The following is a 13,054-nucleotide window of genomic DNA, read 5'->3' on the forward strand; positions in this document are numbered from 1 at the left end:
CACCCTAGAACTGTCCACCGACACTTCCGGAGCCCCATCCGGCCGAGCGGCTGACCTTGCGTTCCTCGGGGGTGGGCGGCTGGACGGGGCGGCCCTCGAATTCTGTGGACAGGACGATGTGGGTGTTCATCTCGCCGTGTTCGCCGAGGCGTTCGAAGAGGCCTTCGAGGTGGCGCATCGAGGTGACGCGGACGCGCAGCATCGAGCAGGAGTTGCCGCTCAGCTTGTGGATCTCCAGGACCTCGGGGAAGTCCTCGGCGCGGGTTGTCTTGAGCAGGCAGCGGCCCGTCGTGCAGCGCATCTGGACGAACGCGGACAGCGGCTGGCCCGCCTTGGCCGGGTCCACCTCGGCGCGGTAGCCGGTGATCACACCGGCCTCCTCCAGGCGCCGTACCCGGTCCGCCACCGCGGGCGGCGAGAGGTTGACCCGCTTGCCGAGTTGGTTGAACGACAGCCGGCCGTCGGACTGCAGCGCGGTCAGGATCTGCCAGTCGGTGGAGTCCATTTCCCGCTCCTGAAAGGTCATGTCCCCAGAACACCTTTCATCTCGGTCGTCCGCAAGGCCGAATGCTTTACATCATGTATTCAGCGAGAACGGGCACCTTTCTAACGTGTTGGCCATGCTTGTTCCTGTGGTTCTCGCTGCCGCGCTGATGAACGCGGCGATGGTCGCCGCGAGCGCGGTCAGCACCATCCTGACCGCCGACGAACTCGGCTCCAGCCTGGCCGGCGTCCCGAACACAGCCGGCGTACTGGGCACCGCGGCAGGCGCTATCGCCGTCGGCCGGTGGACCACGCGGCTCGGACGCGCGCACGCCCTCCGGCTCGGGTACGGCGTGGGCGTCGCCGGGGGAGCGTTGACGGTTGTCGCCGCGGTGGGCGCGCCGGTCGTACTGCTCTTCGCCGGAATGTTCCTGCTCGGCGCCGGGAACGCCGCCAGCCTCTTGTCCAGGTACGCCGCCGGCGAGGCAGTGCCCGACTCCCGGCGGGCGTCTGCGATGAGCGCCGTCGTGTGGGCGAGCACGGCCGGCGCCGCGGGCGGGCCGTTCCTGCTGGCGCCGTCCCAGTCCTTCGCGTCGGCGCTCGGGCTGCCCGAGGTCGCCGGGCCGTTCCTGCTCGCGGTGGCAGCTGTCTTCGGCGCACTGGTCGCTTCGACGTACATCCGGACCGTCCACGTCGCCGAGCAGCCGGCACAGACCCGGCTCGACCGTCCGGCAGAGTCCCGCCGTACGTCGGTTCTCCTCGCCGCCGGCGTGATGATCGCCGGGCACCTGGTGATGGTCGCGCTCATGTCGGCGGTCCCGGTGCACACTCATCACCATGGCGACGGACTCGGACTTCTGGGCCTGATGCTGTCCGCGCACACGCTCGGAATGTTCGCGCTGTCGCCGCTGACCGGTTGGTGGATCGATCGCTCCGGTCCGCAACCGGTGATGCTCGCCGGTCTGCTGCTCCTGATCGGGTCGGCCGTCCTGACCACGCAGTCCGGGGCGGCCTTCACGCCGGCGCTCTTCCTGCTCGGCTACGCGTGGAACCTGTGCTACCTGGGCGGCAGTGCGCGGCTCCTCGGCACGCCGTTCGAGAGCAAGGTCGAGTCGTCCATCTGGGCGATCTCGGCGCTGGCGGCCGCCAGTTCACCCTGGCTCTACACGCTCGGCGGATATCCGCTGTTGACGGTGATCTCGGTGGTCCTCGCCGTACCGTTGCTGCTGCTCGTGCTCCGGCGTACCGCTCCGCGGATCGCCCGGTCGTGACGCAGAGTCACCGGAACAGGCCTGTGGATATGGTCGGTCGGCAGTCCGAACGCTGGTATTCTCTCTGATGTGGCCCGGTCCATCGACCGGGCTCGTTGCTTGGCGTCGGCGGCAAGTGCCGGCGCGGAGCAGACCGCATCGCCCTCCTGCCACGGAGAGACCGTGGCCGCCAAGTCCGAAGGAGGTGGAGTTCGCGCATGCGTCGTTATGAAGTCATGGTGATCCTCGACCCGGAGCTCGATGAGCGCACCGTGGAGCCGTCCATCGACCAGTACCTGAACATCGTCCGCAAGGAAGGTGGCACGGTCGAGAAGCTCGACATCTGGGGCCGTCGCAAGCTCGCTTATGACGTGAAGAAGAAGTCCGAAGGCATCTATGCCGTCGTCGACCTGACCGCCGAGCCGGCGGTGGTGAAGGAACTCGACCGGCAGCTCACGCTGAACGAGTCGATCCTGCGCACCAAGGTCATCCGGCCGGACCAGCACTGAACCTCGGGCGTCAGGTGGTCTGGCGTCACACCACCCATCGTCTGCAGTACAGGAGGAAGTTGTCATGGCCGGTGAACCACCCATCACTCTGATCGGAAACCTGACAGGTGATCCGGAGCTGCGGTTCACGCCGTCCGGGGCCGCGGTCGCGAACTTCACGATCGCCTCTACTCCGCGGACGCTGGACCGGCAGACCAACGAGTGGAAAGACGGCGAGACCCTCTTCATCTCGTGTGCCGTGTGGCGGCAGGTCGCCGAGAACGTCGCCGAGTCGCTGACCCGCGGTTCCCGGGTCGTCGTGCACGGGCGCCTGAAGGCGCGCAGCTACGACGACCGCGACGGGAACAAGCGCACCGTGTTCGAGTGTGATGTCGAAGAGATCGGCGCCAGCATGCGGTACGCGACGCTGAAGATCTCGAAGACGTCGCGTTCCGACGGTGGCGGTTTCGGTGGCGGCGGCAACCAGGGTGGCGGCGGCTACCAAGGTGGCGGCAACCAGGGCGGTGGCTACCAAGGTGGCCAGGGTGGCGGCCAGGGCGGCGCCCCGCAGAACGACCCCTGGGCGACCCCGCAAGGTGCAGGACAAGGCGGTGGCGGCCAGTCCGCCCCGCAGAACGACCCCTGGGCCAGCCAGGGCGGCGGCTCGATGGAGGAGCCCCCGTTCTGATCGGCCCGCAATCCCGTTAGTGACCATTCCGGCATCCGTGCCGGGCTCTGGAAGTAGGAAGAGAGCACCACAATGGCCAAGATCATTCGGAAGCCGAAGAAGAAGGTCTGCGGCTTCTGCAAGGACAAGGCGACGTACGTCGATTACAAGGACACCGCGCTGCTGCGCAAGTTCATCTCGGACCGCGGCAAGATCCGCGCCCGCCGGGTGACCGGGAACTGCGTGCAGCACCAGCGCGATGTCGCGACCGCTATCAAGAACGCTCGTGAGGTGGCCCTGCTGCCGTACACGAGCACCGCTCGCTGAGGGAGGCGCGGACCATGAAGCTCATCCTGTCTCAGGAGGTCGAGGGCCTCGGGGCTCCCGGCGACATCGTCGAGGTGAAGGACGGCTACGGCCGTAACTACCTGGTCCCGCGCGGCCTGGCCATCGGCTGGACCCGCGGCGCCGAGAAGCAGATCCAGTCGATCAAGCGGGCGCGCGACGCCCGGGCGATCCAGGGCAAGGAGCACGCGAGCGAGGTCAAGAACCAGCTCGAGCAGCTCTCCGTCACCCTGGCCGTCAAGGCCGGCGACACCGGCCGGCTGTTCGGCTCGGTCACCCCGGCCGACATCGCCACGGCGATCAAGTCAGCCGGCGGCCCGCTGGTCGAGAAGCGCGCGATCGCGATCGCGTCGCCGATCAAGACCACCGGCAAGCACCAGGTTGCCGTCCAGCTGCACCCGGAGGTGGCCGCCACGGTCCGCCTCGAGGTCGCGGCCGGCTGATCTCTGCCTGACGTTCAAGGCCCGCGTTCCCCCGGTCGGGGGGACGCGGGCCTTGTCGTTGCCGGTATCGGCGTCAGGGCTTCGCGGGAGTCGGCCAGTCGACGGGCTGGGGCTCGACCACCGGTCCGTTGGACGGCTTGACCTTGGGCCAGTCGACCGGCTCCGGCTCGATGGTGTCCGCGAGCGCCTGGGAAGGCGCCAGCAGGATGCCGACGGCAACCAGTGCGGACGTGACCCGCGCCGCGCGGCGCATTCGACGGTTCATTTCGCCGGATCCAATGCGTAGAGAACGGAGTTGTACACGATGACCGCGCGTTTGCCGATGACACCCCACGGTCGCGTGGTCCCCTCGTTCATCGGGTAGGTGTTCCAGTTCGGCGAGACGGCGTACGGCTTGCTGCTGATCGTGCCGTAGAGCATCGATCCGCTGACCGACAAGGGCTGGAAGCCCGGGAGCCGCCTGGTGTTGTTCTTGGTCAGCGTGAGGTTGACGAGGCACTCACCCCAGGCAGCGAACTTGCGGTTCGGGTCGGGGACCCAGTCCCAGCCGTCGGTGTCGCCGTTGCGTACCGTTCCGCAGCTCGCGACCACCTTGCCGCTCGCGGTCGAGTGCACCGCCGGGATCGACTCCTCCGCCGGGTTCTTGGCATTGGTCCACAGCGCCTGGACGTAGTCCGGGCTCGCCGAGACCACCTGGATGAGCTGGCCCGCGCCACCTGGCGGCTGCAGATTCACGGTGACGATCTTCTTGCCCGGCTGCGTCCAGTAGAGCGGACCGAGGTACTGCGCCATCAGCGTGCGATCGCCTTCGGCGAGCAGGATCGTGGAGCTGCGCGGCTGATCCGGGACCGTCTTGAGTTCGCCGCCCGAGATCACCATCGCCCCGGACTCGTCGCCGAGCAGGACCAGCGGCGACTTGCCGAAGAACTGCACCTTGGCGCTGTCCGGCAACTCGATCGTCTTCGCCTCGGCGCCGCCGCCCGCCCAGTAGTACAGAGTGCTCGGAGTCGCGATTGCCAGCACCTGCTTCCCGTCGATGGTGGTGTAGACCGGGTTCTCGGCGTCTTTCGGCACCTTGTCCTGCCACAGCACCTTGCCGTTGGCATCGAACACGGCGACCTTCCCGTCGGTCGTGAGGATGGCGACCTCGGTGCCGTCCGGCTTGAGCGCCGGCGTGCTGTCCTCGGCGAGGTCGACCGTCCAGCCCGCGTGCGTCGAGTAGCCCTTCGGCTGCGTCCTGGGGGGGAACTCGTCAGGGCGCACGTTCGGGGCGGGGAGCTCGGGCAGCTTGGGCGACTCGGTCACCTGCGGCTTGCTTTCGCCGAGCTTGCTGAAGACGGTGATGTACAGCGTCGTACCGGCGATCAGGACGACGGCCACGGCCATCGCGAGCACGATCGGCCAGATCGGCTTCTTTCCCTTGCGGGGGTCGGTGTCGATCGCCTCCACCTGCCCGTCCGGGTGGATGACCAACGGCCAGGAAGCGCCGTCGGCCTCGACCGCGGTCGCCTTCACCGCACGGCCGAGCTGCGCGGCCTGCTCGCTGACGAGCTGGATCGCAGCCTGCCGCGGATCGTGGTGGTTGACCGGGTGACTACGCCCGGCGATCTTCACCTCGGCGTTGTGGTCGTCGTACAGCCGGATCGTGACCTTGGGCCAGGAAGGGATCTTCTCAGCCACGATGTCCTCTCATTCCCGCCACAGGTCTCCCTCGATCATCGGCTTCCGGCGTCCTCGTTCTAGCATGTCCCCCGCATGAGGGCATACCGGGGATTCCGGGCATGCAGAAACCACGCGGGCCTGTCGGCTCGACTGACCCCGACAAGGGGGTAGAAACATCCTCGCCTGTGGATGGGTCACGCAAGTACACCCGGAAAGCGAGAGAATACGGTGGGCAACAGCCTGTGACGGACCGCGAGAGGAGGGGCCATGACGCAGAACCCGTGGACACGGGAGCAGTCTCCGGGGCCGCAGCCGCCGTCGCCGGGCCCCGGACCTCAGCCGGACATCACTCCGCGGGGGCCGTCGGCGCCCCAGCACGGGGTGCCGGCGCCCGCGGAGGATCAGCGCCTGCCCAAGTTCGCGATTCCGGCCGCCGACACCCTGTGGTGGGTCGGCGTCCACGGCGGCTCCGGCGAGACCACGATGTCGGTCCTGCTGCCGGGGACCCGGGCGTCCAACCACCGTTGGCCGATCCCGCCGCCGCCGGTGCCGACGCCGGTGATCCTGGTTGCCCGGACGCACGGGTCCGGTCTGCGCGCCGCGCAGCGAGCCGCGATCGAGTGGGCCTCGGGTGTCGTCCAGGGTGTCGCCGTGCTCGGCCTGGTGCTGATCGCGGACGCTCCTGGCCGGCTGCCCCGCGTGCTCGACGACTTCGCCGACATCGTCGGCGGAGGTGTTCCGAGGGTCTGGGACATTCCGTGGATCGAGGAGTGGCGCAGAGGGGAGGCTCCCACGCCTGACAACACGCCAGACGAGGTTTTCGAAGTACTCGAATCCATTTACGCACTTCGCGCGTCAAACCCAGCGGACTACCCCGCCCCGTACTGAAAGGCACCAAGACAATGATGTTGCTTCACCACCTGGTTACCGAGCTTCCGAACTCGCTGCCCCTGGAGGCGCCGCCTGTAGAGGTGACGAAGGGCCTGAACAAGGTCCTCGACTGGGTCAAGTGGATCGCGTACCTGGTCTGTGCACTCGGCATCATCATCGCCGGCGGCATGATGGCCATCGGTCAGCGTCGCGGCGAGGGTGGCGAGCACGCCGCCCGGCTCGGCTGGGTCCTCGCGGCCTGCATCGTCATCGGTGCGGCGACCGCCCTCGTCGACGCCCTGAAGTGATCCGGGCGCGCGGAGAGCTGGTCGGAGGCTGATCGTAGGTGGGACTGTTCAGCAAGGACCCGGACTCCGACGACGATTCCGACGGCGAGAAGAGCACGTTCTTCGAGGAGCGTGGCTTCATCGCGTCGGCGATCGTCGTCGGAGCGGTGCTGATCTGCCTGGTCGTCTGGTTCATGCTGGGGAGCCGCTCGGACAATCCGACGGCCAACCCCAGCCAGACGCCGAGCACGGTCGTTCCTACCGGACAGCCCACCGAAGAAGAGACGAACCAGCCGCCCGCGTCGCCGACCGCGCTACCGACCGGCACGGTGCCGACACCGCCACCGGCCAACAGCCGCGACGGCGGCTGTCACAACAAGAACCCGAACCAGGCGATCCCCAGGCTCGCCGCCCCGGTCGCGGTCTCGTGGCAGTTCGAGGGAAAGATGCTGATTCCCATCCAGGCCGCGAACGGCCCCGCGACCACCAGCCCCAACGGTGTGCGCTCCTGCTTCTCGCACTCGCCGACGGGTGCGGTGCTCGCCGCCATGGTCGCGCTCGGCCAGCTCCAGAACCCGGAGGTCGGCGTTGCCACACTGCGGAGCCGGGTGTACCCCGGCCCGGGCCGGGACGCCGCCATCGCCGAGGCCAGGAAGGCGACCACGACGCCGTCGGCCATGACGGGCGGGCTCCAGTTCGCCGCCTTCAAGGTGCTCGACTACCCGACGAACGCGACCCGGGCGATCATCCAGATCGTCGCCGACCTGAACGGCAAGGCGTACGGCGCGATGCCGATCACCATGCGGTGGTACCGCGGTGACTGGTACGTCGAGCTGCAGGACGACGGCAGCTTCAACGGCTCGCTCGAGCCGGACATCCTGTCCAGTCTCAGCGGCTACGTCCGGTTCAGTGGTGCGGCATGATCGCTCTCGGCTGTTCGGGGTGGCCCTGGGACTGGGACGACTGCTTCGAGGAAGGCCTGAAGACCGCGCTCGAGTGGGCCTTCGGCAAGGTCTTCGACTTCATCTTCGACGCGATCGCCAAGGTCGTCATCGACGCGGTCGACGCGGTCATGAAGGCCATCGGTCTGCTCTGGGTCTACATCCCGACCCCGAACATCGCGGAGAACACCCCGGCGCTGTGGATCCAGGGACACATCCAATTCATCACGCTGTTCATCGCCGCGCTCGCGGTCATCGTCGGTGCGGTCCAGATGGCGATCTCGCACCGGGGTGAGCCGGCCCGCGACATCCTCAAATCGTTGATCACCCTGGTCGTGGTGACGGGTTCCGCGGCGGTTTTCGCGAGCACGCTGATCTCGGCTGCCGACGGCTTCTCGTCCTGGATCGTCAACGCGGCGCTGAAGAAGGACGACCAGAACTACGCGAAGAACCTGCTCGACACGCTGGACGAACCGTTCGGCTGGTTACTGGTGATCCTCGTCGGGATCCTGATGGTGATCGCCGCTGTCATCCAGCTGGCGCTCATGATCGTCCGTTACGGCATGCTCGTGCTGCTGGTCGGGATGCTTCCGCTGACCGCGGCCGCGACGAACACCGAAATGGGGATGATGTGGTTCAAGCGCGCACTCGCCTGGCTGGCGTCGTTCATCATCTACAAACCCGTCGCGGCGATCATCTATGCCACCGCGATCGGTCTGATGGGTTCGGAAGGCACTGGACACATCCTCAAGATCATCATGGGCGTCACGCTGATGCTGGTGGCCATCGTCGCGCTGCCGGCCATCCTTCGCTTCGTCTCGCCAAGGACGTCCTGACATGATCCAGCTGAACGTCCTCGACTGGGCGATCAACCTCATGAAAGACATTCTCGGGGTTGTCCTCGGCCCCGCCGTGGAATGGATACTCTCGCACGTGTTCAAGCCAATCCTTGATGCGATCGCCTCGGCGGTCGGCACGCTCATGAGCACGATCGCCACCTTCTGGGTCTACGTACCGACCATCGGGATCGGGAACGACGGCAGCGATCCGAACACCAGCGGCAAGCCGTCCAACGACACGGTCGCCTGGATCTGGGGCCACACGGAGTTCATCGCGCTCTTCATCGCCGCCATCGGGCTGATCTTCGGCGCCCTGCAGATGGCCTGGAGCCAACGCGGTGAGGCGGCCCGCGACATCCTCCGCTCGCTGATCACGCTCGCGGTCGCCGCGGCGTTCTCGATCGCCGTCGCGCAGGCGCTGATCACGGCCGGCGACATGTTCTCCAGTTGCATCATCAGCACCGCACTGGATTCGAAATCCACCACCGGCTCCTGGGCCAACGGCTGCCAGAACATCGGATCCGGTGACGCGACGGCCTTCGGCACCACGATGTCGGCAGTGCTCGGGTTCGGCGTGGTCGCCGGCATCGCCGGTTCACCGCTGCTGATCGGCATCATGATCGCGATCGGCCTGCTGTGTGTGATCGCGAGCCTGATCCAGATCGTGCTGATGGTCGTCCGCAGCGCCATGCTGATCCTGCTGATCGGCGTGCTGCCGATCGCCGCCGCCGCGACGAACACCGAGATGGGCCGGAACTGGTTCAAACGGATCGTCTCGTGGCTGCTCGCCTTCATCCTGTACAAGCCGGTGGCGGCGATCATCTACGCGACGGCGATCCGGTTGGTCTCGAACAACGGCGATCTGTCGTTCAAGTACATCACCGAAGGCGATGGGGTCCTGAACCCCGACAACATCGGCCACATGGTGATGAACGTGGTCACCGGACTCACGATGTTGGTGCTCGCACTGTTCGCGATGCCGGCGCTGATGCGGTTCATCGTGCCGATGGTCGGCGCGACGGCGGGCGGCGCCGGCGCCGGCATGCTCGCGGCCAAGATGGCCGGGATGGACAAGCTCGGTGACCTGGCGAACAAGGGCGTCAGCGAGGGGTCGGAAGGCGGCGGTGGCGGCGGTGGCGGCGGCGGTGGCGGCGGGGGGGGCGACGGTCCGACCGGTGCGCAGAACGTCGGGAGGGCGTCGCAGCAGGCCCCGAGCACTGGTGGCGCCGGTGAAGGCGCGGCCGCCGGAGGCGAAGGCGCTGCTGCAGGCGGTGCTGCGGGAGGCGGTGCTGCGGGCGGTGCTGCCGGTGGTGGCGGCGCGGCGGCGGGCGGTGCAGCTGCCGGCGGTGCCGCGGCGGCCCTCGGACCGGCCGCGGTCGCGGTCGTCGCGGTCAAGGCCGGCATGGATGCCACCAAGGCGGTCGGTCAGACGGCCGCATCCGAGACCATCGGCAACGACGAGATGGACCAGAGCTCGCAAGGCGGGGGCGGCGGTGGAGGCGGCGGCAGCGATGGCGGCGGCCCCACCGGCAGCGGCGGTGGCGGCGACCTGAGCCGCGAGCGAGACCGCGCTCGCGACTACCGTGACGACGACCGAAACAACCAACCACCCCCACCACCACCGGACGGACCAAGTGGCAGCGGCTGAGAACGTACGACGCGCACCTCGCACCTACGGCAACTGGCGGAGGCCCGCCTCGGCGGGCATCGCCGGCCTGGGGATGCTCGGCACCGGCATCATGATGGGTGGCCTGCTGCTGGTCGTCATCTCGACGATGGTGGGCGGCATCAGGGCAGCCCTCGTCAGCCTGCTGATCGTCGGCGCGGCGCTCGGGCTGCTGATCACGAAGGACAAGCACGGGTTCTCCACGCTGCAACGGCTCTCGACCCACATTGGATGGCAACGAGCAAAGATGGCTAAGCACAACCTTTACCGCTCCGGCCCGCTCGGCCGGACCGCCTGGGGCAAGTTCCAGCTTCCCGGTCTCGCCGCAGCCTCCCAGCTGAGCGAGTACCAGGACTCCTACGGCCGGCCGTTCGCGCTGCTGTACTACCCGAGCACCCGGCACTTCACCGTCGTCATCAACGCCGAGCCCGACGGCGCCTCGCTCGTCGACGAGGAGCAGGTGGACATCTGGGTGGCGCACTGGGGCCAGTGGCTCGCCTCGCTCGGTCACGAGCCGGGCATCGTCGCCGCGTCGGTGACGGTGGAGAGCGCACCGGACACCGGCATCCGGCTGCGCCGTGAGGTCGGCAACAACATGGTCGACGGGTCGCCGGCGATCGCCCGGGCAATGCTGACCGAGGTCGTGCAGACGTACCCGGAGGGCTCCGCGCTGGTCTCGGCCCGGGTCGCGCTGACCTTCAAGGGCACCGACCGGAGCGGTAAGCGGCGCAAGGAAGACGACATGGGCCGCGAACTCGCAGCCCGGCTGCCCGCGCTGACCCAGAGCCTGAACGCGACCGGTGCGGGCGCCGCTCGTCCGGTCAGCGCGCAGGAGCTGTGCGAGGCGATCCGGATCGCGTACGACCCGGCGTCCGCCGCCTTGATCGACGAGGCGCGTGCCCAGGGCATGCCGCCCGAGCTGCAATGGACCGATGTCGGCCCGGCCGGGACCCAGGCGTTCTGGGACAAGTACCGGCACGACTCGGCCTGGTCCGTGACCTGGCAGATGTCGCAGGCTCCGCGCGGCGAGGTGTTCTCGTCGGTGCTGTCGCAGCTGGTCGCGCCGCACCCCGACATCGACCGCAAGCGCGTGACGCTGCTCTACCGCCCGCTCGACGCCGGTACGGCGGCCCGGATGGTGGAGGCCGACAAGCGCAACGCGTCGTTCCGCGCCACGGCGTCCGCCCGGCCGTCCGCGCGCAACCTGGCGGAGGCTCGGGCCGCCGAACGTTCCGCGCAGGAGGAGGCCCGGGGCGCGGGCTTGGTCAACTTCGGTATGGCCGTCACCGGCACCGTGATGACTGCCGAGCAGATTCCGGACATGATCGCCGCGATCGACAACCTCGGCGCCACCGCGCGTGTTCTGCTGCGGCCGGTGTACGGCTCGCAGGACTCCGCGTTCGTCGCCGCACTCCCGCTGGGTGTCGTCGTACAGAACCACCTCGCGGTGCCGGCGGGGCTGCGGGAATCCCTATGATGAGACTTCGCACAGTGACATCTGGGGGGTCACAGTGAGCAAGAAGCAGAAGAAGCCGGTTGACCCGAGCCGTCGCGGACGGCGGCCGATGCCCCGTGGCTGGCCCGGTATGGGCGGCGGCTACTCGACGTACCTGCAGGCTCCGCAGGAATGGCGCGGTACGACGGTCCAGGTCTGCGGAATGTGGCCGTTCTCGGCCGGGACCGGCAGCCCGATGGTCGGCGTACCGATCGGCCGGAACATCCTCTCCGGCGCGACCATGTGCTGCGACCCGATCAGCTGGTTCATGCGGGCCAAGCTGATCTCGAACCCGTCGATGTTCGTGCTCGGCAAGCCGGGTCTGGGCAAGTCGACGATCACCCGGCGGATGGCGCTCGGCATGGCCGGGTACGGCGTGATGCCGCTGGTGCTCGGTGACCTGAAGCCGGACTACAAGGACCTCATCGAGGCCCTCGGCGGTCAGGTCATCCAGCTCGGCCGCGGTCGTGGTCACCTGAACGTGCTCGACCCGGGCGAGTCCCGGGAGGCCGCGCTCCGGCTGACCGGCAAGGCCCGCGAGGCGATCCAGGCCGACGCGCACGGCCGCCGGCAGACGATGGTCTCGGCGCTGATCGCGATCATGCGTAACCAGAACCCGAACGACCGCGAGGAGACCATCCTCGACGAGGCGCTCAAGGTCCTCGACGAGCGGTTCCAAGGTACGCCGGTGCTGAAGGACCTGCTCCAGGTCATCCAGGACGCCCCGGACCGGGTCCGCAACGTCGCCCTGGACCGCGGCAGCCTGGACCGCTACCGGCAGATCACCGAGGGCCTGGAGGCATCGCTGATCGGTCTGGTCGGCGGCGGTCGGCTGGGCGAGATCTTCTCCGCGCCGACCGACAACCCGATGCAGATGGACCGCCCGGTGGTGTTCGACGTGTCCAACGTCGACGACTCCGAGACCAGCCTGCAGGCCGCCGTACTGCTGGCCTGCTGGTCGTACGGGTTCGGCGCGGTCGCGGTCTCGCAGGCGCTGGCGGATGCCGGACTGGAGCCGCGGCGGCACTACTTCGTCATTCTGGACGAGCTGTGGCGGGTGCTGCGGGCCGGAAGCGGTCTGGTAGACCGCGTCGACGCGCTGACCCGTCTGAACCGGCAACGCGGTGTCGGCATGGCGATGATCTCGCACACCATGTCCGACCTGTTGGCGCTGCCGAACCCTGAGGACCGGATGAAGGCGAAGGGTTTCGTCGAGCGGTCCGGCATGGTCATCTGCGGTGGTCTGCCGCGCGCCGAGATGGAGAACCTGACCGAGGTCGTGTCGATGTCGATGGAGGAGCAGAACATGCTCGTCGGCTGGCAGGACCCGCCCGCGTGGGACCCGGCCACCGGCAAGGAGGCCGCACCTCCCGGCCGCGGAAACTTCCTGATCAAGGTCGGTGGGCGCCCGGGCATCCCGGTGCACGTCGGCCTCACGTCGGTCGAGCGCGAGATCAACGACACCAACAAGCTGTGGACCACCGGCAACGACGGGAAGCCACAGAAGATCGAGGTCGCGCCGGACGGCACCGAGCAGGTCGTCGGTGAGTACAGCCTGGACGATCCGATGCTGCTGCCACCGCCCGACCCGACCACGCGCGTGGGGAGCTGACGAGTC

The 13,054-nt window shown here is 68.2% G+C and carries 15 protein-coding genes; 12 read left to right on the top strand and 3 right to left on the bottom strand.

Features of this window, described 5'->3' with window-relative positions; genetic code table 11:
* Positions 1-4: 4 nt before the first annotated feature.
* Positions 5-526 carry an Lrp/AsnC family transcriptional regulator gene (locus tag EV647_RS37170; protein WP_134011588.1) on the bottom strand — a complete coding sequence of 174 codons (522 nt, stop codon included), beginning with the start codon at positions 524-526 and terminating at the stop codon, positions 5-7.
* A gap of 94 nt (positions 527-620) precedes the next feature.
* Here EV647_RS37170 and EV647_RS37175 point away from each other — a divergent pair, with 94 nt between their 5' ends.
* From EV647_RS37175 to rplI, 5 genes are all read left to right on the top strand, one after another.
* Positions 621-1,754 carry an MFS transporter gene (locus tag EV647_RS37175; protein ID WP_134011590.1) on the top strand — a complete coding sequence of 378 codons (1,134 nt, stop codon included), beginning with the start codon at positions 621-623 and terminating at the stop codon, positions 1,752-1,754.
* A gap of 197 nt (positions 1,755-1,951) precedes the next feature.
* On the top strand, positions 1,952-2,242 hold the full coding sequence (gene rpsF, locus EV647_RS37180) for a 30S ribosomal protein S6 (protein WP_130386399.1): 291 nt from the start codon (positions 1,952-1,954) through the stop codon (positions 2,240-2,242).
* Between the two features lie 64 nt (positions 2,243-2,306).
* Entirely contained in the window at positions 2,307-2,909 is a 603-nt protein-coding gene (locus EV647_RS37185; protein WP_134011592.1) for a single-stranded DNA-binding protein, read from the top strand.
* Between the two features lie 72 nt (positions 2,910-2,981).
* The gene (rpsR, locus tag EV647_RS37190; RefSeq protein WP_012924539.1) at positions 2,982-3,215 is read left to right on the top strand and encodes a 30S ribosomal protein S18; all 234 of its coding nucleotides are present in this window, start codon (positions 2,982-2,984) and stop codon (positions 3,213-3,215) included.
* Between the two features lie 14 nt (positions 3,216-3,229).
* Complete coding sequence (gene rplI / locus EV647_RS37195; protein WP_133784000.1) at positions 3,230-3,676, top strand: 50S ribosomal protein L9; 447 nt, start codon at positions 3,230-3,232, stop codon at positions 3,674-3,676.
* 73 nt (positions 3,677-3,749) lie between these two features.
* On the opposite strand, the gene EV647_RS37200 is transcribed toward rplI, so the two are convergent.
* The gene (locus EV647_RS37200) at positions 3,750-3,941 is read right to left on the bottom strand and encodes a hypothetical protein (RefSeq protein ID WP_134011594.1); all 192 of its coding nucleotides are present in this window, start codon (positions 3,939-3,941) and stop codon (positions 3,750-3,752) included.
* Positions 3,938-5,356, bottom strand: a complete 1,419-nt coding sequence (locus EV647_RS37205; RefSeq protein ID WP_134011596.1) for a hypothetical protein — start codon at positions 5,354-5,356, stop codon at positions 3,938-3,940. The genes EV647_RS37200 and EV647_RS37205 overlap by 4 nt, the downstream gene beginning before the upstream one ends.
* Before the next feature lie 249 nt (positions 5,357-5,605).
* On the opposite strand from EV647_RS37205, the gene EV647_RS37210 reads away from it, so the two are divergent.
* From EV647_RS37210 to EV647_RS37240, 7 genes are read left to right on the top strand one after another with little or no spacing between them, the layout of a single operon-like run.
* Entirely contained in the window at positions 5,606-6,226 is a 621-nt protein-coding gene (locus EV647_RS37210) for a DUF6668 family protein (RefSeq protein WP_134011598.1), read from the top strand.
* Positions 6,227-6,240: 14 nt separating this feature from the next.
* Positions 6,241-6,516: a TrbC/VirB2 family protein gene (locus tag EV647_RS37215; protein ID WP_133784005.1), complete on the top strand. Its 276-nt coding sequence runs from the start codon at positions 6,241-6,243 to the stop codon at positions 6,514-6,516.
* 38 nt (positions 6,517-6,554) lie between these two features.
* Complete coding sequence (locus EV647_RS37220) at positions 6,555-7,418, top strand: PT domain-containing protein (RefSeq protein ID WP_134011600.1); 864 nt, start codon at positions 6,555-6,557, stop codon at positions 7,416-7,418.
* On the top strand, positions 7,415-8,272 hold the full coding sequence (locus EV647_RS37225) for a hypothetical protein (RefSeq protein WP_133784009.1): 858 nt from the start codon (positions 7,415-7,417) through the stop codon (positions 8,270-8,272). The genes EV647_RS37220 and EV647_RS37225 overlap by 4 nt, the downstream gene beginning before the upstream one ends.
* A 1-nt stretch (position 8,273) precedes the next feature.
* Positions 8,274-9,923 carry a hypothetical protein gene (locus EV647_RS37230; RefSeq protein ID WP_202871019.1) on the top strand — a complete coding sequence of 550 codons (1,650 nt, stop codon included), beginning with the start codon at positions 8,274-8,276 and terminating at the stop codon, positions 9,921-9,923.
* Positions 9,910-11,418 (top strand): SCO6880 family protein, encoded by a 1,509-nt coding sequence (locus tag EV647_RS37235; protein WP_202871018.1) that lies wholly within the window; start codon positions 9,910-9,912, stop codon positions 11,416-11,418. The genes EV647_RS37230 and EV647_RS37235 overlap by 14 nt, the downstream gene beginning before the upstream one ends.
* A 34-nt stretch (positions 11,419-11,452) precedes the next feature.
* Positions 11,453-13,048 carry an ATP/GTP-binding protein gene (locus tag EV647_RS37240; RefSeq protein ID WP_238156757.1) on the top strand — a complete coding sequence of 532 codons (1,596 nt, stop codon included), beginning with the start codon at positions 11,453-11,455 and terminating at the stop codon, positions 13,046-13,048.
* The last annotated feature ends 6 nt before the right edge of the window (positions 13,049-13,054 follow it).

Origin of the sequence: Kribbella sp. VKM Ac-2566, from assembly GCF_004366005.1 — a bacterium.
In the GTDB taxonomy this organism is placed as follows: Bacteria; Actinomycetota; Actinomycetes; order Propionibacteriales; family Kribbellaceae; genus Kribbella; species Kribbella pratensis.